Below are 22,903 nucleotides of genomic sequence, written 5' to 3' on the forward strand. Positions count from 1 at the left end.
CAAAAGCCAAAGCCGCTGGCCCCCAGCCTTTCGTAGGGTTGGTTAGCCGCGCAGCGGCGTAACCTAGCATTCCCGCTTGAGAGCGGCACTCCAATGCCGCCCCCCCCAAGAGAAAAATAAAAGGCGGCCAAGGCCGCCTTATTACTCGGAAAACCGCCAGCGTTACTCGACGATCAGGGTGTACTCGATATCCTGCATCATCTTGCCGTATGCGCCACCGGACCGCAGAGAACGTCAATTGATGGGTCCCCTTCGGCAGGGGTTTCAACATCATCCAGTTCCCACCCAATCTCGACGCCCCGCGCGAGAACGCCGATCCCAAGCCACTGCTTTACGTAACATGAAGCTGGGTCGAGGACGTCAGCGCCCAGCCGCAGCCTTCTCTATCGCTGGCCGGAACTTCTCCAACGCCGCTCCGATCACCGGGCTGCCATGGCTCGGCAGCAGGTGTTCAAAGTTCAGCTCCAGTATCGCCCGCAGTTCGGCGGCACTGGGTTTGGCGGCTTTCACCCAGCCCGGTCCGACATTGCAGGTTTTGAAGAAGCCCATCATTCGCATCAGCAGACGCGCTGGCCAGTTGAAGTAGGGATCGGGCCCGGCCCAGTTCTGCAGGCTGTCGCCGCTGATCAGGACGCCGCCCTCAATGGGCAGGCGGATCAACCCCTCGCCACACTGGCAACTGTCAAAGTTGAAATAGGTCGCCCCCTCGATGGGCAGGACGCTGTCATCCTCGAGCACCTCGTCGGCACAAAAGTAGGGCTTGGCCTTGAGATCAAAGCCCTTCACATAGGGTGCATCCACGGACCAGATCTTGGCGCCATATCGCTCCCGATAGAAGGGATCGTCCATGCCATGAAACCCCGCCAGGCGGATCACATGATTCACCCGCCCCAGGGCCTCCAGCTGACTCAGCCCCGCTTCGTCCAGCCGCACCGAGTTGATCAGGATCACTGCCTCACCCTGTTTGATCACCACCATATTGCGACTAAAACGCATCGGTACGGGGGCCACCATCGCCACGGTTCCGGTGATCAGATAGATGTCGGGGAAAACGGGCTCGAGGGCACCGTGAGGCTGGGCGGGGGGGAAGGTATAAGCCATCGTCTTCTCTCTCAAGCCGAAGAAAAGTTACCCGGCGGGTCGAATGGATCCCCCGACCCACAGGGCCACTCCCTTCAGCATGGCAAGGGTCTTAGCCCCTCGCAACGCTTGTTAGACCGACGGCAACCGTTGGATGGCAGGCTGCCCAAGAAAAAACGTCAGGCATCACTCGTCAACAAAGGCTCAAAGGCGCTGCTGGGCAAACCCGCCAGGGCTGCCAGGCGTTCGAGCTCCTGCTGGGTTGACTCCGGCCCCTGGGGAAACAGCACCATCCCCCGGGACAGGGCCACCAGGGCCGCCGAGCGCACCAGAGGATCCGGCGCCTTTTCGGGGTAGACGTGATGCTCGCAGGCATCGGCCAGGACGCTGGGAAACTTCCAAAGGCTAGCCAGCTTGGCCCCCACCTGACCATAGTGGAAGCCCAGCAGACGCGTTTGCGCCTCCGACCGCTCCATGCCACTGTGCTCCATCGCCAGCAGGGTCTTGGCATCTTCGGGCAGGATCAGGTGGATCAGCAGCTGGCCTATGCTGTGCAGCATGCCGCTGGTCATCAGCTCATCGGCATTCACCCTTGCCTCCTTGGCCAGCACTCGGCTGATCTGGGCGATCTTCATATTGCTGCTCCAGAACTCCTCCAGGGCCAGGTGGGGCACATCTTGACAGGCCGCCTGCACTCCTCCCGCCAGCACCAGCATCCGCACCTGGGCCAGACCCAGCATGATCACCGCATCATTGATGCTGGCGATCTGACGGGCACCGGCGAAGTGGGCGGAGTTGGCCATGCGCAGCACCTTGAGGCAGAGGCCGGGATCCTGATCGATCAACTTGGCGATCACCATAAGATCGGCGTCGGCACGATCCATCTCGACCATCAATTTCTGTACCGTTTCCGGCAGGCTGGGGATCTGGGTGGGATTGGCAAATAGCCGGGACAGTTCCATTGTTATCATCCTTGTTGGTAAGTCACGGGGCATCGAACAAGGAAAGTATGGACACGGATGAAAAAACCGGCAAATTCAAAGGCAACCAAACCTCTTAAGCCAGATCACAGATAAAAAAACACCGCCCGGAGGCGGTGTTTTCGGTGGCTTAGGCCATTAGCCCGCTTCAACGATGCGCTTCATGGCAGTCATGTAGCCACGCAGCTCCTTACCCACCACTTCCACAGGGTGGTTGCGGATCGCCTCGTTCACCTCAATCAGGCGCACGTTGTCGACACCGTTGCTGGTGTCTTTGAGGCCCTGGCCCATCTCTTCCAGGGTCAGCTTGCCAGCGAAGTCACGCAGCATAGGTACCGCAGCATGGCTGAACAGGTAGTTACCGTACTCGGCGGTGTCGGAGATCACCACGTTCATCTCGTACAGCTTCTTACGGGCGATACAGTTGGCGATCAGCGGGGTCTCGTGCAGGGACTCGTAGTAGGCGGACTCTTCGATGATGCCGGCGGCAACCATGGTTTCAAACGCCAGCTCGACGCCGGCCTTGATCATGGCCACCAGGAAGATCCCACGATCGTAGAACTCCTGCTCGGCGATCGGCTCGTCAGAGGCGCTGGCTTGCTCGAAAGAGGTCTCAGCGGTCTCTTCACGCCACTTCAGCAGGTTGGCATCGTCGTTGGCCCAATCCGCCATCATGGTGCGGGAGAACTCACCCTCGATGATGTCATCCATGTGCTTTTCAAACAGCGGACGCAGGGTCCCCTTCAGCTCTTCGGCCATGTCAAAGGCGCGGATCTTGGCCGGGTTGGACAGACGATCCATCATGTTGGTGATGCCGCCGTGTTTCAGGCCTTCGGTTACCGTCTCCCAACCGTACTGGATCAGTTTGCCGGCGTAGTTGCTGTCCATGCCCTGGGCCACCATCTGCTCGTGGGCCAGGATGGCACCGGTCTGCAGCATGCCACAGAGGATGGTCTGCTCGCCCATCAGATCGGATTTCACTTCGGCGATGAAGGAGGACTCCAGGACGCCGGCACGATCGCCACCGGTGGCGGAGGCGTAGGCCTTGGCCACGTCCCAACCGAAGCCCTGGGGATCGTTCTCAGGGTGAACGGCGATCAGGGTCGGTACACCGAAGCCACGCTTGTACTCTTCACGCACCTCTGTGCCTGGACACTTGGGCGCCACCATGATGACGGTGATGTCGTCACGGATCTGCATCCCCTCTTCAACGATGTTAAAACCGTGGGAGTAGGAGAGGGTCGCACCCTGCTTCATCAGCGGCATCACGGCGTTAACGGCGGAGGTGTGCTGCTTGTCCGGGGTCAGGTTCAGGACCAGATCGGCCTGGGGGATCAAGGCTTCGTAGGTGCCTACTTCAAAGCCGTTTTCGGTGGCGTTGATGTAGGACTGGCGTTTCTCGGCGATGGCGGCTTCACGCAGGGCAAAGGCCACGTTCAGACCGGAATCACGCATGTTCAGGCCCTGGTTCAGGCCCTGGGCTCCACAGCCTACGATGACCACTTTCCAATCCTTGATGAAGTCACAGCCGTTGCTGAACTCCTCACGCTGCATAAAACGACATTTGCCCAGCTGCGCCAACTGCTCGCGCAAGCTCAAGGTATTGAAATAGTTAGCCATGATGTACTCCGTGTACTGCTGTCTGTGTTCGGGCCAAAGCCCAGAAAAAAGTGACCGTCGTGTCGATCGTTGGGCCCAGCATACGACAGGCATTCCGTTGCATAAATTGATATATTCACAATGAAGCGTTGCAATAAGTGCAACGATGTCGGCGGCACAAGGGGATGGGACCGAATGGACCTCAAATCACTACAACTCTTTTATCATCTGGCCCAGAGCCTGCACTTCGGCCGCACCGCCGAGGCCAATCATGTCAGTCCCTCGGCCCTGAGTCGCTCCATTCAAAGGCTGGAGCAGGAGTTGGGGGCCCAGTTGCTGCAGCGGGACAACCGCAGTGTCAGCCTGACCCCCGCGGGCGAGCGCTGCAAGCAGTTTGCGGCCACCCAGCTGGCCCAGTGGCAGGAGCTAAAACAGGCCCTGTCCAAGCCGGATCAGGCCCTAAGCGGTACCCTTAAGATCTACTGTTCGGTCACGGCCGCCTACAGCCACCTGCCGATGGTGCTGGATCCCTTCCGCCAACGACACCCAGGGGTGGAGATCCAGTTGGTCACCGGCGATGCCGCCAGTGCACTGGAGCGGCTCAAGCAGGGAGAAGCCGACATGGCCATTGCCGCCAGTGATGGCGAACTGCCCGCCCAGTTCCACTTCAAGAACCTGGGCCAGGTGCCGGTCGCGATCATCGCCCCCAACTTTTCGGCCATCGGTCCCTGTCCCCTGCAGCAACAGTTGCTGGCCCCGGAGCCCGACTGGTCCCGCATTCCGCTGATCCTGCCAGAGCACGGCCAGACCCGGCGTCGATTGGAGAGCTGGTTTCGACACAAGCGTGCCGGCAAACCCAGGATCAGTGCCACCGTGGCCGGCCACGAAGCCCTGATCAGCATGGTGGCCCTGGGCTGTGGTATCGGGATCGCCCCCCAGGTGGTGATCGATAACAGCCCGCTCAAAGAGCGGATCCGTCATTTGAGCCAGCCCGGTGAGATCCCCCCTTTCTATCTGGGGATAGGCTGCCTGAGTAAGCGGCGTCATGAGCCCCTGCTCGATGCCTTTATGGCCTCGGTGATCCCCGAAACCTGATGCCAGGCTAAGGGATATACTCACATTATCGCCCCCGTTCCGGACCTCCCATGCTCTACGCTCTGCTGGCCGATCTGTTGCTACTGCTCCACACCCTGCTGGTGTGCTTCGTCACTCTGGGGCTCGCACTGATCGGTCTGGGAGGCTGGTTGCAGTGGACCTGGATCCGCCACCCCGGCTTTCGCTGGCTGCATCTGTTGGCGATGGCCGTGGTGGTTGCCCAGGCCTGGCTGGGGCAGATCTGCCCCCTGACCTTGTGGGAGCAGGCGCTGCGCCGCAAGGCCGGGGACGACAGCTACCCCGGCAGCTTCGTCGCCCACTGGCTGGAGCGCCTGCTCTACTACTCCGCCCCCGAATGGCTTTTCGTACTGGCCTATAGCCTGTTCCTGGCTCTGATCCTATTGGCCTGGTGGCGCTGGCCGCCCCGTCACTGACTCAAGGCCGATATCACCTGATCCATCTCGGCCGCCGTGCCGATGCTGAAGCGGATGGCATGGGTCATGCGATGATGGGGGCTTTGCCTTGCCACGATCCCCGCCGCTGCCAGTGCCTGCCAGGCCTGATCCACCACATCAAACTCCACCAGGACAAAGTTGGTGTGGCTGCGATGCACCCGGAGGACGCCGGGCAGCTGACTCACCGCAGTGCGGAACGACTCCCGGATCCCGATGATCTCCGCCACCTCCGCCTGCATCAGGCTGATCCCCGGTGCCTGCAAGGCCGCCAGCGCGATCTGTGCACAGGGATCGGCCAGCGGATAGGGGGCGGCGATCTTCAACAACACCGACATCACCATGGGATTAGCCAGGGCAAAACCGACATGCACCCCCGCCAGGCCAAAGGCCTTGGACAGGGTGCGGATCACCACCAGATGGGGGTGCTCGTCCAGCAGATCCGCCAGGGTCTGCTCCGGGCAAAATTCAATGTAGGCCTCATCGATCACCACCAGCGCCCTGTCCCGGTAATGCGCCAGCAGGGTGAGGATATCGTCCCGGTAGAAGGTATTTCCGGTCGGATTATTGGGGTTACAGATGAACACCAATTTGACGTCCTGATCCAGCATGGCCGGGATATCCAGCTGATATTCCTCGGTCAGGGGGCAGTCCACCACCTCGGCATCCTGAATGTTGGCGCACACTTCGTACATGCCGTAGGTTGGGCTGCTGATCAGGATCCTATCCTGCCCGGCCCGGCAAAACCCTCGTACCAGCAGATCGATCGCCTCGTCCGCCCCTCGCAGCGCCAGCACCCGGTCCGCCGGCACGCCCGCCCACTCGGCGTAGGCCGCCTGAACCTGATCCGGCAGACGATCCGGGTACCTGTGATACTCGGAGGGATCCAGGTTCATGGGGGCACGGGCAAAGGGCAGTTCATTGGCATTGAGCCAGACATTGCCCGCGCCGCCGATCCGACGGGCCGACATGTAGGGCTCCAGATGATCGATATGGGGACAGGCCAGGGTGTTGTGTTTGTTTGTCATAGAAGCACTCACTTATCCGATCATCACATGGCCAATGGCGGCAAACAGGGGCAAGGCAAGTACGCTCCGGAGCAGGAAGATCGCTGCAAGGTGGCCGATGTTCGCCCCAATTTTAGACTTAAGAATGATGGCGCCGATCTCCGACAGGTAGATCACCTGCACCACCGCCATGCCGGCAATGACAAACCGGGTCAATTCACTCTCGATCCCCTTGCCCAGCACGGCAGGCAGGATCATATCGGCAAAGCCGACCACCATCGCCGGGGCCGCCTGCGCCGCTTCCGGTATGGCCAACAGCTCCAGGTAGAGGAAGAAGGGGTAGGAGATCCATTGGAAGATCTGGGTGTGCTCCGCCACCGCCAGGGAGAGGGTACCGATGGCAATGACCGTTGGTATCAGACCAAACCAGAGATCCGCCAGGGCCAGTCCGCTGCCCTTGAGTTGGGCCGGTACGGGTTTGGCCTGCTCTGCCCGCTGTGCTGCCTGGGCCAGGGCCCACTGGAAGCGGGAGAGGTGTTCAGGCTTAGTGGCCGCGGGCTGGGCACCGGGCTCATAACTGTCTGCCATGTTCCGCAGCGGCGGCAGTCTTGGGATCACCATGGCCAAGACCAGGGACACCACCACGATAGAGAGATAGAGCAGGGGGAATTGTCCCTCCACCCCGAGGATGGTGGCAATCAGCAAACAGAAGGCAACCGACGCCAGGGAGAAGGAGCTGATGATGGTCAACGCTTCCCGCTTGCTGTAGTGGCCCTGCTCATACTGCTGGGTGGTCACCAGGGTGCCCACTGGCGCCGCGCCAAACCAGGACGCCATGGCATCGATGGCCGCCCGGCCAGGCAGCCGGAACAGGGTACGAAACAGTCCGGCGATCAATACACCGACAAACTCCATGATGCCGTACTGGGTCAGCAGTGGCAGCAGGAAGATCACCGCCAGGAACAGGGTCATCACGGTCGGTACCAGCTCATTGACCATGGTGCCACCGGTATACTGCCCGGCCAGCCAATCCGGTCCAACCTGCATATACACCATCACCGCCACGGCGGCGCCCAGTACCCGCAGCAAAAGCCAGCCCCAGGAGGCGTAAAAGATCTGGCTGAGCTCAGATCCGCTCGCCCCCACAAAACGATACCCCAGGCCCAGGACCGCGGAGCTGACCGCGACGAAAGTGATCAGCTCAGCCAACAGTGGGGCCATGCTGGCCTTCAGCCAGCTGGCCAGGGCGGCAACCGCGATGGTGCTGCCGTTGCCCAGATCGAGGGGGACAAGGAAAAGAGCTACCCCCAGCAACGAAGCAAAGAGAAACTTCCACACGGAAGCAGACTTGGCTGATGGCATCACCGCCATCGGTATTGGGCTCGTCATCCTGGATACTCCCTAAAAACCATGATGTTTTAATTATTTATACTGACTAATTATGCACTGAGGATTGTAAAGCCAAGCACGAAGATGTAAAGCCCAGAAGTGACTAAAAACTCAATTAAAATGAATTATTTTGCACAATGGAGATCGGCATCAAATTTGGCAGACAGAGAGGGACTGGATCACAGTCATTACATTGGGGGAGTTCAGTGGTCACGCTCCCCCTGGACCATTCAATGCTCGGCCAGCAGCACCCGGTCGACGAAACGCCGTAACAGGTCATTGGAGAGGGGCGTGTCCCGGGCACTGTCGAGCACCTGCTGCAGATGATCCGCGCCATCGGTGTAATGGTGGGCAAATTGGGTCAGGCGCTCGATCAGTACGGGCTTATCCACCTCGGGATGGAACTGAGTGGTCCAAAACGGTGCCTGGTCGACCTTGAAGCTGTGAGTACAGGGCTCGGTATAGGCCAGCAGGGTACAGCCGACCGGCACCTCGGTGGCCCGCTCCCGGTGAACACTGACTGCGGCAAAGCTATCGGGCATATCATGGTAGAGCAGATCGCTGCGGGCCGCCTCGGTCAAAAAGATGGGCGGGGTGCCCATCTCGAATTCGCCCTCGTCCCGGATCACTCGGCCCCCGAGGGCCTTCACGGCCAGTTGGTGACCAAAGCAGGAGCAAAACACCGGCAGGCGAATGTCGATGCAGTGGCGCAACAGGGCCATGGCAGGCTCGATAAAGGGGTAGCGTTCCGGTTCCAGTACACTGGCTTCGGAGGAGCCGCCCACCAGCAAGCCATGGATGCCCTCCAATTGATTCGAGTCGAAGCTGGGGGTATCGAAGACATTGAGGATCGCGATCTGTGTCGGAGCCAGGCCGCAAAAGCGGGCGAAACTGCGCCACTCCTCATCTCGGGTCTTGGGATTTTCCCGGATCTGCAACAGCAGCAGCTTCAACTCGTCTCTGGCACGTCCCACTGTGATCTTATCCTTATGATCCCCGATGCATAACTTCTGTTATACCCTGCCAAAGATCTCGAAACAAACCTCAGTTCATCCACCGGATGTGGCAATCACCGATCCCCTCTGCCCGATCTGCTGTAGGCGGCGCTGGCCGTTGAGCCAGGCAAAGAGCCGGGGACAATAACGATCCAGTGCACGGGCCAGCCCGCCACACAGAATAATGGTGAGCAGGGGAGCCAACAGCCAGATCGCGATCTGACCCGGAGCCGCCTGGCTCGACGGCCACTGCGCCATCCCCCATTTGATCCCGACTACCAGAGGGTAGTGAGCGGCGAACAGGAAAAAAGCCCAGCTTCCCTGGCGTGCCAACCAGTCCAGCAGTTGTGGCCACTGCTGCTGGACCCACAGGGCACAGTGCCAGAAACTGAGCACCCCCAGGATCCGGATCCCGCACTCCAGTTGATGCTCATAGGGCATGCTGCCCAGGGGCTGCTGGGTCACCGGAAGGAGAACGCGCAGGGCGATTAAAAACAGCAATAACAGGGGCCAGACCCTGCCGGCCCGGTGTTGAACCCATCGCCAGCCAACGGGGGGGCCCAACAGGGCCGCCGCAACGCCCAGGGTGAAAAAAAGCGGCACACTGAACCGAAAGAAGCCGGGGGGCACCAAGCCGTAAAGCCACAATGGAATGAGGAGCAAGACCCCCCACCAGCGCAACCCTCGGACCCAGGCGAAGATCAGGGGAGCAAGAAGTACCGTCAGTAGCAGATCATGGATAAACCAGAACTGCTGCGCCACCGGCACTTCGGACAGCTTTTTAAAATTAAAATAGAGCGCCTTGAGGCTCTCACTCTCAAGCAGTGCAGGCAACGCGGAAAAATCGAACCCCGTCAGCGCCTGGACGATACGCATGCTATCCATCGGCTGAGCAAAAAAGTCCACAAACCGCTCCTCGACTGACCAGCCCAGGATGGCGACGAATACGCTTCCCAGCAGCAGCCACAGCACCAGCCAGATCAGGGAAGGCAAGGCGACGGTGCGCACCCGCTTGCCCACGGCCTGACCATAGCGAAAGGGGGGCCGTACCCCCATCAGAAAACCCGAAATGGCACTGAGCAGGGGAACCGCCGCAAAGAATAGATAGAGGGTGGCACTGTTGAGCAACTCCGGCAGCGCGTTGTCCCAACCGGACAGCCCCCGGAAGGGGTTGGCAGAGGAACCTGGCAGACGGCCAAAATGGACAAACACCAGGCCGGCGATCAAAAGCCAGCGCAGGGCGGCGATCCTTTGACTGAGTGAGGGGGACATGACGGCTCCCACTGGAATTGGAGTATTAACTATAAGCAAAGCTGGGAAAACCGCCGGATCGCTCAGAGTTTAAGCAAAGCATGACGGACTCGGTGAATTGCCTCCAGCCAGGCATATCCCAGGCCGGAGGAGGTTGCTAGAATCGGCACTCAATTGGAAGTAAGGACTGACCTATGAGCCTGGAGTTACTTGAAAAGTTGGAATCCCGGGTGCACAACGCCCTGGAAACCATGGAGCTGATGCAACTGGAACTCGAAGAGGAAAAGTTGCGTGGAACTGAGCTGGCGCAGGAGCGTGACAACCTGCAACGGGAAAACGAAGCGTTGAAACAGCAGCTAGCCACCTGGAACAGCAAGATCCAGGGCCTGCTGGGCAAGTTGTCGGAAGAGGCTTGATCCTAGGGCGCAAAGCGCCATTCCAGACGCGAAAAAGGTGGGCCATGCCCACCTTTTTGTTTGGTGCCTATCGTCGCGCTTACGCCGGCGCCACCGGTGGCCGCAACAGCTCATTAAGCTCTGCGATCACTTCACGTAAGTTGGGCCGACACTCCCTTGGCATCAAAAAGCGTCCGTTGCGAAATTCCAGTTGACCCAGATCTTTGATCTCCACGACACCGTCGCGGAAGATCCGTGCATGCTTGGCGATAATACGCGGCGCATAAATGGGAAACTCTCTCACGGGTAAATCCTTAGGCTTTTGCACTTCTTCCCTGAAGTCAGACAAAATATCCACCTTATTAAAAACGGGCAAGCATCGGCAGCCAGAAACCGGGGGAGCCAGTGTCTCCCCATCTTGACGGTACTGGCCTGATCACCGAATGGCCAAAATGCCTTTAGCGTGCGGCCAGATAGTTCAGCAGTTCACTCAACTCATCCAGGCTGCCGACCGAGCCGGTATCCACCAGGTACTTGTTATTGACCATCATGGCCGGTACGCCCCGGATCCCACTCTCAGTCTGAGCCTTCTTCCACTGCTTCATCATGGCATTGACCATAAAGCTGGCTGCGGCCTTATCGTAGTCCGCTTCGGAGATGCCGTTATCGGCAAACAGGGCCTTTACGTCACGAGCAGTCGCGAAGTTTCTCTTGGCATCATGGATGGCAGCAAACATCGCCGGCTTGATGCGACTTTCCACCTTCAACACCTTAGCGACGGCAAATGCGCGGGTCATCTCGATCCCCATTGGGCCACCGATGAAGTCCACATGGTGTTGCTCGAACTTCACGCCTTCCGCCAAACCCGCCTTGATCGGGCCGACAAAGCTCTTCTCGAAGTTGTAACAGTGCCCACAATAGAAAGAGAAAAACTCAGTCACCGTCGGCGTACCGTTGCTCGGGGCCTGATTGAAGGTGGTGTAGTGGGTGCCTTCCTTAAAGTCAGCGGCAAAGACGCTCATAGGGGCGATCACCAGGGCGAAGGCAATGGATAGCAGCTTTTTCATGATTAATACTCAATTATTATCCGTTGTGTAATGTTCAGATGGCCACGGGCAGTCCGGACTGGCCCCGGCTTCTACCAGCCGGCTCCCGGGCTCAGGGACAGCGGAGGTTCATCCAGTGCCGCCAGCTGTTCCTTCAATGCCAGGATCTGTTCTTCCCAAAATTTGTCCGTACCAAACCACGGAAAGTTCCTCGGGAAGGCCGGATCTTGCCAACGTTTGGTCAACCATGCCAGATAATTAATCATTCGAAGGGCCCGCAAGGGCTCGATAAGTGCCAACTCCTGGCTGTCTAACGAGGCAAAAGTTTCATATCCCTCGAGCAATAGATCCAATTGTAACAAACGGTTAGATCTGTCTCCCGACAGCATCATCCAGAGATCCTGCACTGCCGGTCCCATCCTGGCATCATCCAAATCGACAAAGCTTGGGCTGTCGTCCCGCCAGAGGATATTCCCCGGGTGCATATCTCCATGCAGGCGCAACGAACGATAAGAGCCAGACAATGGCTCGGCAATGCGCTCAAGTAGCTGGTCAACAACAATAAAAAAGTTGGTCTCCAGGTAGCCACTCAACCCCGCCTGCTGGGCCAGCACGGACCGTGCTTCATAACCAAACTCTTGGATCCCCAGGCTGGGCCGATGGACAAAGTCCTTTTTACGCCCCTCCTGATGCAACCGTCCCAGGAAACGCCCCACCCCCTCCAGCTGGTCCAGATTATCCACTTCAAATTCCCGACCGCCGACGCTATGCCAAAGGGCAAAGTGATAGCCCTGATGGCTAAACAGGCTCTCGCCATCCAGGACAATGGGGGGCGCCACCGGCACTTCTGCCTCGGCCAACTCCAGGGCAAATTCATGCTCCTCACGGATCTGCTCCGTACGCCAGCGCTGAGGCCGGTAAAACTTGGTCACATAGCGTCGACCATCCTCGGCCCGAAATTGATACACCCGGTTTTCATAACTGTTGAGTGGCAATAGGCCGGTTTCGGGAAAGACCCCCAGGGTCTCGACGGCATCGAGTACCAGATCCGGGGTCAGAGATTGAAAATCAAATTGGGCATGGCTCAAGGGGCGCTCTCCTGCACCAGGGAAATCAAATATTGGATCACCGCTTCTCCTTCTGGAGACGCCAGGGGCGCCTGGATCCAGAGGCTGTCACACAATGCCTCGAAGTGCAGCTCAAGCGCCGTCCCTTCGAAGTCCAGCGGCCAGTACAGACGGTCGGCACCCTGCTCCATTGGCCCAAGACGACAATCCAGGCGTGCCATCAGCTCGGAGACAAGTATGGGAACCTGTTCCTGAACGAGCGGACAGTGCCAGAGCAGTTGCCCTCGTTTAAGATCGGGGCGAGCTGGGCCTAGCTGGAGCAGGAGAGCGTCAGGGAGTGGCTCCATGGCGGGGGATCCTCGGTAAAGGGGTGATCCTGTTGCAGCGGATCATAGGGGCGAGTCAGGGCCCGGTGCAAGCGGATCAGGGGGCGAACATTGCCCGCCTCCGCCGCCACTATGCTCTGCTGAGCCAGGTGGGTCCTCAGGATCACCGCCGGATTCGCCGCCGCCCGAGCCCGCTGCCAGCTGGCCAGATCGCTCACTCCTCCCAATCGAGCCTGATACTGCTGCCACCAGTCACGGAAACCGGGCTGGTCCCCAAGTTGCCGGTGCCAGGGCGTATTCCCACTGCCGGGATCCACCTGGGTCAACGCCCGAAAGCAGCCGTGGTAATCCACCCCGGCTCCCTGCATCCGTTGCAGTAACCCGGTGATCAGCGGCAGATCGGCCGTGCTCACCGCCTCCAGTCCCAGCCTTGCCCCCATGCGCGCCAGGTAACGCTGAATTAAGGCTGGCTCATACTGAGCCAAGGCCGCCCTCAGAGCCTTGGCCTCCACGAAGGGCGTCAGGGTCAGGGCCAGCTTATTCAGGTTCCACAGGCCGATCCCCGCCTGCTGATCGAAAGCGTAACGCCCCTCCGTATCCGAATGGTTGCAGCGGTGTCCCGGCTCGAAGCGATGAAGGAAGGCAAAGGGGCCGTAGTCGAACGTTTCCCCCAGGATCGACATATTGTCGGTATTGAGCACACCATGACAAAAGCCAAAGGCCTGCCAGTCTGCCACCGTTTCCGCGGTCCGCCTTACCACCGCCTGCAGCCAGTCTGCGTAGGCCGTGGCACTGCCTGCCAACTCGGGAAAGTGGTGCGCCAGGCTATCCTCCAATAACGCCTGAAGCCTGTCATGCTGCCTGGAGTAATAGAGATACTCGAAGTGGCCGAAACGCAGATGGGAGCGGCTCACTCGCACAGTAATGGCGCCGGTCTCCTGTTGCTCGCGCCACACCGGCGTGTCGGATCCGATCACCGCCAGGGCCCGACTGGTCGCCACCCCCAGATGGTGCATCGCCTCGCTGATCAGAAACTCCCGCACGGCGCTGCGCAGCACCGCTCGCCCATCGCCTCCCCGGCTGTAGGGCGTCGGGCCGCTGCCTTTGGTAAACAATTCCCAGCCATCGATCTGCCCCAGGTGCAGCCCCCGGCCGTCCCCCAGCCTGGGACTGTAGCCACCGAACTGGTGGCCACTGTATACCTGGGCAAACCCTTCGGGCTCGCCCAGACCGGAGAGACGGGCCAACAGTTCGGGCGTGCGTGCCAATCCCAGAGTCTGCGCCATGGCCCCGCTCCATCCCAACCAACGGGGGGCATCCAGAGGCTGGGCCGCCACCACCTGCCCCAGCCAGGGCAGGCGAGCCTCAATTCCAGGATGAACAGGCCAGACAGGCATGGTACCGCCCCCTCTTTAACTCCCATCAAAAATGGGGTCTTCTACACTTGCCCTAATGATCAGGCACCTTGATCCCGCTCACGGACTGGGCGAGTTTCAGTTACGTGAGGATCCAACTCTGGCTATCATGACAACAAAATCCGACAGACGCACTAGGTTATTCCATGACTGAGCTGACCGGCCGCCTGGCCCGCGAACATCAAACTCTGGGCAAGATGATGGTGATTTACTGCCGTGCCCACTGCGGCCAAGGCCCGCGCCATAAAGGCCTATGCGACAACTGCCAGGAGTTATTGACCTACGCGGGTCAGAAGCTGGATCGATGCCCCTACGGCCAGGACAAGCCAACCTGTGCAAAGTGTCCGATCCACTGCTACAAACCGGCCCCCAGAGAGCAGGTTAGAGCCGCCATGCGTTACGCAGGCCCTCGCATGCTGCTGCGCCATCCAATCGCCGCCATTCGTCACCTGATCGACGACCGTAAAGTGGTACCGAAAAAGCCACCGATGAAAGCCAACCGGGCGCGGCGACGCCCCACCGAGTGACCCCTATGGTGCAGCAGCTGCAAGACGTCACCATCTTGTTGCACCTGGCCATCGCCCTGTTTGGTGGCCTCAACTGCCTGCTGCTGGCGTTATTCCTGCGCTACCTCTACCGGGATCCCTTTCAGTCCCAGCGCTACCTGGCGATCTGGTTTGCCCTGATGGCCCTCTACTTCCTGTATGAGCCATTGCGCCACTGGGCCGCTCCCTGGCTCGGCCACAGCCTCGGTGCCCTGCATTTTTTTGCCCTGCCCAGTCTCTACCTTTACCTGGCCTGCCAGCTTAGGCGGGAGTGGGTCGCACCCGGCTGGCACTGGGGCGTGGCCCTGCTGTTGTTCCTGGCCGTACCCACACTTATGTGGGTTCGAGGCGGCAAGCCCTTTCACCCCTCCGCCCTGTTGCTGCTCGCCCTGATCGCCCTGCTACAGCTCGCTACCTATGCTGGACTTACAACCCGGCTTTGGCAGCAACATCAAGGCTCGTCTCGCCTCACCAGCGGACAAGACCTTCGTCTGCGCTGGCTACTGCTCCTGTCCATCGGTGCTATCGGGGTATGGCTACTCAGGTTACTGCAGCTGTTTCGCCTCGGATTGTCCCATGTCCCGCCAGAGCCCATGCTCGATCTGGCGATCCGGGCCGCAGTCCTGGCAATTTTGATACTCAGCTGGTTATTGGCCCTGCGCCAGATCACCCAGGCCGCCTGGCAAAGACGAATGCAGCCCGCCCCTGGAGAGAGCCCGTCCGCCAAGGAGAGTGACTCGATACTCAGTACGGAGGAGTTGGCGTTTTTAAGGGAGTTACACCGTCCTCAGGCCGAAGACGATGAAAAGGACGCCCCTCACGGGGAGGGGCAAAACGGGACCGGCAAGTAAGGAGAACCGGCAGTGTATCGCGGACACTGGCCTGCCCCGAAAGACAAACTGAGCCTCCCTGCCCGGCCCGCGATACATCAATATAGAGCGTCCACCGGCTGCCCAGACTTTAACCATCACACTCTTTTCTTGTCTTTTCTTCCGATCCTGAACTGGCGGTGTGGAACAAACCTGCCACCCTTAATGCAGAGACTGGCTCGAGGACCAAGCGGGAGGACGCCATGAGATACCTTGGAGTTGCGATCTTGCTGCTGTGCAGCGGCAGCGTGCAGGCAGATTGGGAGTTGGACCGAGGACCGGCGGGCTCTTGGTATATCGGCAGCCAACTCGGTTATGCTGAGGTGGACACCGACTTCGGCAATGCCAACCCCGTGGTCCTCCACGTCCTGGGCGGATACCAATTTACACCCTATATCGCCATTGAAGGGCGTATAGGTACCGGCTTGGCCGATGATGAACTGAGCGGTGGCCTGGATATCGGCGTTGACGGCTACTATGGCCTCTATCTGGTGGGCAGTGTTCCCCTGGGAGATTGGGTCCGCCTCTATGCCATGGCCGGCGGGCTCAACATGTCACTGGAGCTCGATGTTCAGCGCCAGCAGGATAACGACAGTGCCACCGATCTCAGTTATGCCGCTGGCCTGCAACTGCTGGCCAGCGAACGATTAAGCCTGCAACTGGAAGCGATCCGTTGGATCGACAAGAACCAGTTTGATGTCACCGGCATCAACCTGGGACTTCGCTTCGAATTTTAACCCGCGACAACAGGCCCCTGAAGGGGCCTGCCTGCTCACAACCGGTAACTGAGCTGGGCACCAGCCAGCCAGACATGACCGGTCACCTCACCCTGATAACGCACCGATGCCGGCACCATACTGCCGTCCGGCAGGGAGACGGGCACGAGTTGAGTTTCCTCCAGAGGCGCCGTGCCGCTGGAGTGGATGTAGGTCACGGACAGATCCAGCGTGAGGCGCTCACTGAAGGCATAGCCCAAGCCGGTGGAGAGCCACAGCCGGTTGGAATCGGGAATGGTGAGAGTACGATGGTCATCATCGACGGCCGTCATGTCGTAGGCGAGCCCAAGGCGCCAAACCGCCTGCTGACCGAGTGACAGATCACTGCCCAGGGCGAAGCGCCAGTTATCCTTAAACTCCTCCTCTTTCACCCGATCACTGCTGCCATCGGGGAAATCGGCGATCAGATCATCGAAGCGGCTCCACTGAGTCCAGTTGACCGAGGCCGATACGCGCCAATCCGGCCCGACCTGCTGCGCCAACGCCAGCTCTGCAAATGCCGGCAGGGTCAGATCCAGGGCACCCGGGCGAGCCAAACCATCCGGTGCATAGATCACACCGGCAGCATCCCCCTCCAGGGTCAGATCCAGCTCTGAGTGATACGCCAGCCCCAGGGTTGTCGCCGCGCTTGGGGTCCAGCTCAATCCCAGCTTATACCCCCAGGCGTAGTCATCACCGGAGAGGGATTTGATGGCGGTGCCCGAAGGTGGCAAAACCGGATCCAGACCGGCTCCCACCAACATGGCATTGACCCCATCGGCCCATCCTGGCGTAGTAGCCTCCACCTTGCCATCGGCATACATGAAGCGAACCCCCGCCCCCAGTTGCCAATGTTCAGTCAGGGCAAAGGCGATGTTGGGGTTGAATTCAATGGTGGTGATCTCAGTGGTACTGCCAAACAGGGCGGCGGGGTGATCCTTGTCCAGCTCACTCTTAAGGCCATAGTTGGCATTGAGCGCCAGACCGTAGGCCCAACGTTCGCTTAACCGATTGCTGTAGAAGAAGTTGGGGATCCAGGCACTGGGGATCACCCCGTTGGCGTCTGCCGGGATCGCCAGGTCTTGAGGCAAGACCCCGGGCGCGGACAAGGTAACTTGGCCCTCGACGTCCACGGAAGGCGCCACATGGATGGCGCCCGCAGAGAGCTGCCGTCCCTCCAGAGCCATCAACATGGCGGGGTTACGCCCCTGAGTCGCCGCGTTATCGGCAATGGCGGCCTCCCCGGCAAACGCCCGGCCCAGGCCGGTTGCCGAAGTTTCTGCCAGTTGAAAACCCGCCGCATGGGCCTGACTGCACAGGGCCGCAAGGATCCCCGCAGATAAGACGCGATATCTCATCATCTCTCTCTGTTGTTATCGAATTAAAGTCCTGCGATCTTAAAGAACCTAACACTGGAAACAACCGGGCAACACCAATACAACAGAGAATTCCACCACCAAGCAGAGCAAATGGAGAGAAGTGCGCTATTCGATGACTTAACAGCGCGATCATTCCGGATCCGGCTGGAAAAACAGAGGATCAAAAAGAGTTAATACTCTAAATTGAATTCTCAGACTCGAGAGCAAAAAAAAGGCCCGCTCAATAGGAGCGGGCCATCTTTCGGTGCAAGCCTCAGCGCCAGATCGGCGCGGCCGCTTCGAAGGCTTCGATCTCGGGGACCAGCTCCAGACTCTGACCGATGGGATCCAGGCCATTGAGCAGGTTATGGCGGGCCGCCTTATCCAGGCTGAAAGGGAATCCCTGGCCGTTGGTGCCAAACACCTGGCAACGCTCCAGATCCACGGTCAGCTTGGCACCCGGGGCTTGCGCGATCTGCGCCATCAGCAGCTTGATCTCATCCGCAGGCAACACCACGGGAAGCAGGCCATTGTTGATGGCATTCTGGTAGAAGATATCGGCAAAGCTCGGGGCGATCACCACGCGAAAACCAAAGTCTTCCAATGCCCAGGGGGCATGCTCACGACTGGAACCACAACCAAAGTTTTCCCCCGCCAACAGGATGCTGGCCCCGGCATACACAGGCTGGTTGAGGGCAAATTCCGGATTGGGCTGCTCCCCGGCTTCATCCAGGTAACGCCAGTCGTGGAACAGGTGCACACCGAAACCAGTGCGAGTCACCTTGGCCAGAAACTGTTTAGGGATCAGCTGATCCGTGTCGATGTTGGCGTGATCCAGGGCGACAGCCACGCCGGAGTGTTGGGTAAAGGCCTGCATTACTGCACCTCCTCGCAGGAACGTTGATCTTCAAACAGTTCAAACTCACGTACGTCGGCAAAGCGACCGGTCACCGCCGCGGCAGCGGCCATTGCCGGACTCACCAGGTGAGTACGACTGCCCCGGCCCTGACGTCCCTCGAAGTTACGGTTGGAGGTGGAGGCACAACGCTGACCCGCGGTCAGACGGTCCTCGTTCATGCCCAGACACATGGAGCAGCCCGGCAGGCGCCACTCGAAGCCAGCCTCGACAAACACCCGGTCCAGCCCCTCGGCTTCCGCCTGGGCCTTCACCTGATGAGAGCCGGGCACGACAATGGCCTGCACCGAGTCCACCACGGTGCGACCACGGGCGATCGCCGCGGCCGCACGCAGATCCTCAATGCGAGAGTTGGTGCAGGAGCCAATAAACACCGCATCGATGGCGACATCGGTCAATGCCTGCTGCGGCTCCAGCGCCATGTAGGCCAGAGCCTTGATGGCCGCGCTCTGCTCTACCCGGTCGGCAAAGCTGGCGGGATCCGGCACCTTGGCGTTCACCGCCATCACCTGGCCAGGGTTGGTGCCCCAGGTGATCTGTGGCGCGATCTGCGCCGCGTCGAGGACGACCTCAGCATCAAACGCCGCACCCTCATCGGTGTGCAGCTGCGCCCAATCCGCCTTGGCCTGCTCCCACGCTTCCCCCTTGGGGGCATAGGGGCGCCCCTCCAAGTAGTCCACCGTGGTTTGATCCGGGGCCACCAGGCCCGCCTTGGCACCCAGTTCGATGGCCATGTTGCACACGGTCATGCGTCCCTCCATGGAGAGGGCCTGGATCGCCTCGCCACAGAACTCCACCACGTAACCGGTACCGCCGCCATGACCCACCTTGCCGATGATCGCCAGCACGATATCTTTGGCGGTGATGCCCGGGCCGACCTGGCCGCGCACTTCGATCTTCATGGTCTTGGCCTTGCGTTGACGCAAGGTCTGGGTCGCCAATACGTGCTCCACCTCGGAGGTACCAATGCCGAACGCCAGGGCACCGAAGGCGCCATGGGTCGCGGTATGGGAGTCACCACAGACGATGGTGCTGCCCGGCAGGGTCAACCCCTGCTCCGGCCCCATCACGTGAACAATGCCCTGGTTGGGATGGTGAATGTCGAACAGGGTCACACCGAACTCTTCGCAGTTTTTCTGCAGGGTTTCCACCTGGGTGCGGGCCAGGGCCGGCAGCGCCTCGATGGAGGCCGTGGTGGTAGAGGTGTTGTGATCCATGGTGGCCGTGGTGCGCTCGGGCTGGCGCACCGGGCGACCGGCCTTGCGCAGCCCATCAAACGCCTGGGGTGAGGTGACCTCATGCACCAGGTGACGGTCGATATAGAGCAGTGGGGTCTGTCCCTCCGGGGTCGGGATCCCATGGCTCTCCCAGATCTTCTCATACAGGGTCTTGGCCATGACTTATGCCTCCTTGCCCAAGCGGGCAACAATGGCATCACCCATCTGTGCCGTGCTCAAGGCGGTTTGATCCGGCGCCGCGAGTTCACCGGTGACGCAGCCGTCTGCCAGCGCCTGGCTGACCGCCGCATCGATGGCATCCGCCGCCGCGATCTCACCCAGGCTGTGACGCAGCATCAGGCTGGCAGAGAGGATCTGCGCCACGGGGTTGGCGATCCCCTGACCGGCAATATCCGGCGCACTGCCGCCCGCCGGCTCATACATGCCAAAGCCGGATTCATTGAGGCTGGCAGAGGGCAGCAATCCCATGGAGCCGGTGATCATCGCCGCTTCGTCAGAGCAGATATCCCCAAACAGGTTGCCGCACAGCATCACGTCGAAATCATAAGGACGACGCAACAGCTGCATGGTGGCGTTGTCGATGTAGATGTGTTCCAACTCGACATCCGGGTAATCCGCAGCGATGGCGATCACCTCTTCACGCCACAGCATGGAGGTCGCCAATACGTTGGCCTTATCCACAGACACCACCTTCTTGCGGCGCTTGCGGGCCGCCTCAAAGGCCATCCGGGCGATCCGACGGATCTCAAACCGGCTGTAACGCATGGTGTCGTAGGCATTCTCCTGTTCACCTTCGCCTTCACGGCCCCGTGGTGAGCCGAAGTAGATGTCGCCGGTCAGTTCCCGCACCACCAGCAGATCCATCCCCTGTGCGGCGATATCGGCACGCAGGGGCGACAAGCGCTCCAGCCCCGGGTGGATCCGGGCGGGACGCAGGTTACAGAACAGATTGAAGTGCTTGCGCAACGGCAGCAGGGAGCCACGCTCCGGCTGCTCGGTGGGGGGCAGATCTTCCCACTTGGGGCCGCCCACGGATCCAAACAGGATCGCATCGGCCTGCTCACAGCCTGCCAGCGTATCCGCCGGCAGTGCCGTGCCCTGGGCGTCGATGGCGGCACCACCCACATTGAAGTCGTTCAGCTCCAGGGCAAAGCCGAAGCGCTCCCCTGCGGCGTTCAACACTTTCTTGGCTTCCGCCATGATCTCAGGGCCAATTCCGTCACCGGCCAATACGGCTATCCGATGGGTTGTCATGCTTCCTCCGTGGCGCGTTTCTGTAATTTTTGTTCGTTGATCTGCTGCTGACGATGGATCAGGTTGTAGATCCGCAGCAGCGCTTGGGCCGAAGCCTCAATGATGTCGGTGGACAGGCCCATTCCGTGGAAGGTCCGCCCCTCAAATTCCGCCGTAACATCGACCTTACCCAGGGCGTCGTGACCGCCACTCTGAGCGCCGATATCAAAGCTCTGAAGCTCGATATGTTGACCCGTGGCCCGTTCGATCGCCTGGTAGACCGAGTCTACCGGTCCATTGCCGGTGGCCGCCTCGGTGACTATGGTGTCGCCGATCTGCAGCTCCACCGAACCGGTGGCAAAGTGGTTGGAGCCCGCCTGCACATTGAGCTGACGCAGGGAGTAGTGGGCCGCCTCCTCTTTCTGGTTTTCAAAGAAGAGCAGGGCCTCCAGATCGTAATCGAACACCTGCCCCTTCTTGTCCGCCAGCTCGAGGAAACGCTCATACAGCACATCCAGATCGAAGTCGTCCTCCCGATACCCCAACTCGGCCATGCGATGCTTGATCACGTGGCGGCCGGAGCGGGAGGTCAGGTTCAGGGTATTGCGCACCAGTCCGATGGACTCTGGCGTCATGATCTCGTAGGTGTTCTGGGATTTGAGCACCCCATCCTGGTGGATGCCGGAGCTGTGGCTGAAGGCATTGGCGCCGACGATCGCCTTGTTGGGCTGCACCGGCATATTACACAGGGCACTGACCTGGGCGCTGGTGCGGTAGATCTCCGTGGGTTCGGCGCGGCAATTGAGCTTGAATCTGTCCTGGCGGGTCTTGAGGATCATGATCACCTCCTCCAGTGCCGCGTTGCCAGCCCGCTCACCGATCCCATTGATGGTGCCCTCCACCTGTCGTGCTCCCGCCTCGATGGCGGCGATGGAGTTGGCCACCGACAGCCCCAGATCGTCGTGGCAATGCACGGAGATCACCGCCTGATGGATATTGGGCACACGCTCAAACAGGTTAGTGATGATGCCACCAAATTCGCTCGGCGTGGTGTAGCCCACGGTATCGGGAATATTGACGGTACGGGCACCGGCCTTGATCGCTTCCTCTACCATGCGACACAGGTTGTCGATGGGGGTACGACCGGCGTCTTCACAGGAGAACTCCACGTCATCGGTAAACTTGCGGGCGTACTTGATGGCACCTGTGGCCATCTCCAGTACCTGATTGAAATCCCGTTTCAATTTGCTCTGAACATGAATGTCCGAGGTGGAGATAAAGGTGTGGATGCGGAATTGGTCAGCAATGCTCAGGGCCTGAGCGGCGGCATCAATATCCCCTTGCACCGCCCGGGACAGGGCGCAGATCCGACTGTTCTTGATGGTGGCGGCGATCTGCCGCACCGAGTCAAAATCGCCCGGTGATGACACCGGGAACCCCGCTTCAATAATATCGATCCCCATGCGCTCCAACGCCCGGGCTATCTGTATCTTTTCATTCACCGACAAGCTGGCAGCCAAAGCCTGCTCGCCATCGCGCAAGGTGGTATCAAATAAGATGATTTGATCCGACATATCCGTCCTCCGTGGATCCATTCCCATCGCACCATTTTCGGCACTTCCGGGTACAACGCCTTCCGCGGGCATAAAAAAACCCGCGCGGTGCGCGGGTTTTGAGACTGTGCTCGGGCTTAGATGCCGTCTACAACCGCCTCTCCCACGCAGCGTCCTGCGAGGATTAGGTCTAGTCGGCTGTAAACATTTAAGTACGTCATCAGGCTCACTTCTTTTCGGCAATTCGCCGCTATTACTTGACACATCTTTGCCAGTGGGGTCGCTTTTGTCAACCGGTTTTTGACCGCAAGCTAAACAACTTGGGCGAAAGCTGTAAAT

General features: G+C 59.8%; 23 protein-coding genes. 6 read left to right on the forward strand and 17 right to left on the reverse strand.

The window, feature by feature from the left end:
* Positions 1 to 360: 360 nt before the first annotated feature.
* The 3 genes from AC2D8U_RS18790 to ilvC form a co-directional block, all read right to left on the reverse strand.
* On the reverse strand, positions 361 to 1,101 hold the full coding sequence (locus AC2D8U_RS18790) for an MBL fold metallo-hydrolase (protein ID WP_484620616.1): 741 nt from the start codon (positions 1,099 to 1,101) through the stop codon (positions 361 to 363).
* A gap of 158 nt (positions 1,102 to 1,259) precedes the next feature.
* On the reverse strand, positions 1,260 to 2,042 hold the full coding sequence (locus AC2D8U_RS18795; protein ID WP_484620617.1) for an HDOD domain-containing protein: 783 nt from the start codon (positions 2,040 to 2,042) through the stop codon (positions 1,260 to 1,262).
* Positions 2,043 to 2,198: 156 nt separating this feature from the next.
* Positions 2,199 to 3,680 carry a ketol-acid reductoisomerase gene (gene ilvC, locus AC2D8U_RS18800; protein ID WP_484620618.1) on the reverse strand — a complete coding sequence of 494 codons (1,482 nt, stop codon included), beginning with the start codon at positions 3,678 to 3,680 and terminating at the stop codon, positions 2,199 to 2,201.
* 174 nt (positions 3,681 to 3,854) lie between these two features.
* On the opposite strand from ilvC, the gene ilvY reads away from it, so the two are divergent.
* Complete coding sequence (ilvY, locus tag AC2D8U_RS18805) at positions 3,855 to 4,754, forward strand: HTH-type transcriptional activator IlvY (protein ID WP_484620619.1); 900 nt, start codon at positions 3,855 to 3,857, stop codon at positions 4,752 to 4,754.
* Between the two features lie 50 nt (positions 4,755 to 4,804).
* The gene (locus AC2D8U_RS18810) at positions 4,805 to 5,188 is read left to right on the forward strand and encodes a DUF2784 domain-containing protein (RefSeq protein WP_484620620.1); all 384 of its coding nucleotides are present in this window, start codon (positions 4,805 to 4,807) and stop codon (positions 5,186 to 5,188) included.
* On the opposite strand, the gene hisC is transcribed toward AC2D8U_RS18810, so the two are convergent.
* The 4 genes from hisC to AC2D8U_RS18830 all read right to left on the reverse strand — a co-directional run bounded on the left by hisC (position 5,182) and on the right by AC2D8U_RS18830 (position 9,869).
* Positions 5,182 to 6,234 (reverse strand): histidinol-phosphate transaminase, encoded by a 1,053-nt coding sequence (gene hisC / locus AC2D8U_RS18815; RefSeq protein WP_484620621.1) that lies wholly within the window; start codon positions 6,232 to 6,234, stop codon positions 5,182 to 5,184. The two genes, AC2D8U_RS18810 and hisC, sit on opposite strands and share 7 nt — an antisense overlap.
* A gap of 12 nt (positions 6,235 to 6,246) precedes the next feature.
* Positions 6,247 to 7,602: a YjiH family protein gene (locus AC2D8U_RS18820; RefSeq protein WP_484620622.1), complete on the reverse strand. Its 1,356-nt coding sequence runs from the start codon at positions 7,600 to 7,602 to the stop codon at positions 6,247 to 6,249.
* 230 nt (positions 7,603 to 7,832) lie between these two features.
* Entirely contained in the window at positions 7,833 to 8,576 is a 744-nt protein-coding gene (locus AC2D8U_RS18825; protein WP_484620623.1) for a glutamine amidotransferase-related protein, read from the reverse strand.
* Positions 8,577 to 8,651: 75 nt separating this feature from the next.
* Positions 8,652 to 9,869: an acyltransferase family protein gene (locus tag AC2D8U_RS18830; RefSeq protein WP_484620624.1), complete on the reverse strand. Its 1,218-nt coding sequence runs from the start codon at positions 9,867 to 9,869 to the stop codon at positions 8,652 to 8,654.
* Between the two features lie 173 nt (positions 9,870 to 10,042).
* Between AC2D8U_RS18830 and AC2D8U_RS18835 the strand changes: the two genes are divergently transcribed.
* A complete protein-coding gene (locus AC2D8U_RS18835; protein ID WP_484620625.1) occupies positions 10,043 to 10,264 on the forward strand; it encodes a cell division protein ZapB in 222 nt (73 codons plus the stop codon).
* 79 nt (positions 10,265 to 10,343) lie between these two features.
* Here the strand turns inward: AC2D8U_RS18835 and AC2D8U_RS18840 are convergent, their stop codons facing one another.
* The 5 genes from AC2D8U_RS18840 to AC2D8U_RS18860 form a co-directional block, all read right to left on the reverse strand.
* Entirely contained in the window at positions 10,344 to 10,547 is a 204-nt protein-coding gene (locus AC2D8U_RS18840) for a DUF1107 family protein (RefSeq protein WP_484620626.1), read from the reverse strand.
* A gap of 154 nt (positions 10,548 to 10,701) precedes the next feature.
* The gene (locus AC2D8U_RS18845; protein WP_484620627.1) at positions 10,702 to 11,310 is read right to left on the reverse strand and encodes a thiol:disulfide interchange protein DsbA/DsbL; all 609 of its coding nucleotides are present in this window, start codon (positions 11,308 to 11,310) and stop codon (positions 10,702 to 10,704) included.
* Between the two features lie 71 nt (positions 11,311 to 11,381).
* A complete protein-coding gene (locus AC2D8U_RS18850) occupies positions 11,382 to 12,377 on the reverse strand; it encodes a serine/threonine protein kinase (RefSeq protein WP_484620628.1) in 996 nt (331 codons plus the stop codon).
* Positions 12,374 to 12,703 carry a DUF3630 family protein gene (locus AC2D8U_RS18855; RefSeq protein ID WP_484620629.1) on the reverse strand — a complete coding sequence of 110 codons (330 nt, stop codon included), beginning with the start codon at positions 12,701 to 12,703 and terminating at the stop codon, positions 12,374 to 12,376. The genes AC2D8U_RS18850 and AC2D8U_RS18855 overlap by 4 nt, the downstream gene beginning before the upstream one ends.
* Positions 12,667 to 14,079: a protein adenylyltransferase SelO gene (locus tag AC2D8U_RS18860; RefSeq protein WP_484620630.1), complete on the reverse strand. Its 1,413-nt coding sequence runs from the start codon at positions 14,077 to 14,079 to the stop codon at positions 12,667 to 12,669. The genes AC2D8U_RS18855 and AC2D8U_RS18860 overlap by 37 nt, the downstream gene beginning before the upstream one ends.
* 164 nt (positions 14,080 to 14,243) lie before the next feature.
* Between AC2D8U_RS18860 and AC2D8U_RS18865 the strand changes: the two genes are divergently transcribed.
* The 3 genes from AC2D8U_RS18865 to AC2D8U_RS18875 all read left to right on the forward strand — a co-directional run bounded on the left by AC2D8U_RS18865 (position 14,244) and on the right by AC2D8U_RS18875 (position 16,248).
* Positions 14,244 to 14,624: a nitrous oxide-stimulated promoter family protein gene (locus AC2D8U_RS18865; RefSeq protein ID WP_484620631.1), complete on the forward strand. Its 381-nt coding sequence runs from the start codon at positions 14,244 to 14,246 to the stop codon at positions 14,622 to 14,624.
* A gap of 5 nt (positions 14,625 to 14,629) precedes the next feature.
* Positions 14,630 to 15,493 carry a hypothetical protein gene (locus tag AC2D8U_RS18870; RefSeq protein ID WP_484620632.1) on the forward strand — a complete coding sequence of 288 codons (864 nt, stop codon included), beginning with the start codon at positions 14,630 to 14,632 and terminating at the stop codon, positions 15,491 to 15,493.
* A 221-nt stretch (positions 15,494 to 15,714) separates the two neighbouring features.
* Entirely contained in the window at positions 15,715 to 16,248 is a 534-nt protein-coding gene (locus tag AC2D8U_RS18875) for a porin family protein (RefSeq protein ID WP_484620633.1), read from the forward strand.
* A 35-nt stretch (positions 16,249 to 16,283) separates the two neighbouring features.
* On the opposite strand, the gene AC2D8U_RS18880 is transcribed toward AC2D8U_RS18875, so the two are convergent.
* The 5 genes from AC2D8U_RS18880 to leuA all read right to left on the reverse strand — a co-directional run bounded on the left by AC2D8U_RS18880 (position 16,284) and on the right by leuA (position 22,585).
* Positions 16,284 to 17,624, reverse strand: a complete 1,341-nt coding sequence (locus AC2D8U_RS18880) for an OmpP1/FadL family transporter (protein WP_484620726.1) — start codon at positions 17,622 to 17,624, stop codon at positions 16,284 to 16,286.
* Positions 17,625 to 17,898: 274 nt separating this feature from the next.
* A complete protein-coding gene (gene leuD / locus AC2D8U_RS18885) occupies positions 17,899 to 18,501 on the reverse strand; it encodes a 3-isopropylmalate dehydratase small subunit (protein WP_484620634.1) in 603 nt (200 codons plus the stop codon).
* Positions 18,501 to 19,937, reverse strand: a complete 1,437-nt coding sequence (leuC, locus tag AC2D8U_RS18890) for a 3-isopropylmalate dehydratase large subunit (protein WP_484620635.1) — start codon at positions 19,935 to 19,937, stop codon at positions 18,501 to 18,503. The genes leuD and leuC overlap by 1 nt, the downstream gene beginning before the upstream one ends.
* A gap of 3 nt (positions 19,938 to 19,940) precedes the next feature.
* Complete coding sequence (gene leuB / locus AC2D8U_RS18895; protein WP_484620636.1) at positions 19,941 to 21,032, reverse strand: 3-isopropylmalate dehydrogenase; 1,092 nt, start codon at positions 21,030 to 21,032, stop codon at positions 19,941 to 19,943.
* Entirely contained in the window at positions 21,029 to 22,585 is a 1,557-nt protein-coding gene (gene leuA / locus AC2D8U_RS18900) for a 2-isopropylmalate synthase (RefSeq protein ID WP_484620637.1), read from the reverse strand. The genes leuB and leuA overlap by 4 nt, the downstream gene beginning before the upstream one ends.
* Between the last annotated feature and the right edge of the window lie 318 nt (positions 22,586 to 22,903).

It is taken from the genome of Ferrimonas sp. YIN67 (genome assembly GCF_057219095.1).

Bases quoted from the DNA above. Each gene is read 5' to 3' on its own strand.
- AC2D8U_RS18790 (WP_484620616.1), bottom strand. From the start codon at position 1,101: ATGGCTTATACCTTCCCCCCCGCCCAGCCTCACGGTGCCCTCGAGCCC.
- AC2D8U_RS18795 (WP_484620617.1), bottom strand. From the start codon at position 2,042: ATGGAACTGTCCCGGCTATTTGCCAATCCCACCCAGATCCCCAGCCTG.
- ilvC (WP_484620618.1), bottom strand. From the start codon at position 3,680: ATGGCTAACTATTTCAATACCTTGAGCTTGCGCGAGCAGTTGGCGCAG.
- ilvY (WP_484620619.1), top strand. From the start codon at position 3,855: ATGGACCTCAAATCACTACAACTCTTTTATCATCTGGCCCAGAGCCTG.
- AC2D8U_RS18810 (WP_484620620.1), top strand. From the start codon at position 4,805: ATGCTCTACGCTCTGCTGGCCGATCTGTTGCTACTGCTCCACACCCTG.
- hisC (WP_484620621.1), bottom strand. From the start codon at position 6,234: ATGACAAACAAACACAACACCCTGGCCTGTCCCCATATCGATCATCTG.
- AC2D8U_RS18820 (WP_484620622.1), bottom strand. From the start codon at position 7,602: ATGACGAGCCCAATACCGATGGCGGTGATGCCATCAGCCAAGTCTGCT.
- AC2D8U_RS18830 (WP_484620624.1), bottom strand. From the start codon at position 9,869: ATGTCCCCCTCACTCAGTCAAAGGATCGCCGCCCTGCGCTGGCTTTTG.
- AC2D8U_RS18835 (WP_484620625.1), top strand. From the start codon at position 10,043: ATGAGCCTGGAGTTACTTGAAAAGTTGGAATCCCGGGTGCACAACGCC.
- AC2D8U_RS18845 (WP_484620627.1), bottom strand. From the start codon at position 11,310: ATGAAAAAGCTGCTATCCATTGCCTTCGCCCTGGTGATCGCCCCTATG.
- AC2D8U_RS18855 (WP_484620629.1), bottom strand. From the start codon at position 12,703: ATGGAGCCACTCCCTGACGCTCTCCTGCTCCAGCTAGGCCCAGCTCGC.
- AC2D8U_RS18860 (WP_484620630.1), bottom strand. From the start codon at position 14,079: ATGCCTGTCTGGCCTGTTCATCCTGGAATTGAGGCTCGCCTGCCCTGG.
- AC2D8U_RS18865 (WP_484620631.1), top strand. From the start codon at position 14,244: ATGACTGAGCTGACCGGCCGCCTGGCCCGCGAACATCAAACTCTGGGC.
- AC2D8U_RS18870 (WP_484620632.1), top strand. From the start codon at position 14,630: ATGGTGCAGCAGCTGCAAGACGTCACCATCTTGTTGCACCTGGCCATC.
- AC2D8U_RS18875 (WP_484620633.1), top strand. From the start codon at position 15,715: ATGAGATACCTTGGAGTTGCGATCTTGCTGCTGTGCAGCGGCAGCGTG.
- AC2D8U_RS18880 (WP_484620726.1), bottom strand. From the start codon at position 17,624: ATGAGATATCGCGTCTTATCTGCGGGGATCCTTGCGGCCCTGTGCAGT.
- leuD (WP_484620634.1), bottom strand. From the start codon at position 18,501: ATGCAGGCCTTTACCCAACACTCCGGCGTGGCTGTCGCCCTGGATCAC.
- leuC (WP_484620635.1), bottom strand. From the start codon at position 19,937: ATGGCCAAGACCCTGTATGAGAAGATCTGGGAGAGCCATGGGATCCCG.
- leuB (WP_484620636.1), bottom strand. From the start codon at position 21,032: ATGACAACCCATCGGATAGCCGTATTGGCCGGTGACGGAATTGGCCCT.
- leuA (WP_484620637.1), bottom strand. From the start codon at position 22,585: ATGTCGGATCAAATCATCTTATTTGATACCACCTTGCGCGATGGCGAG.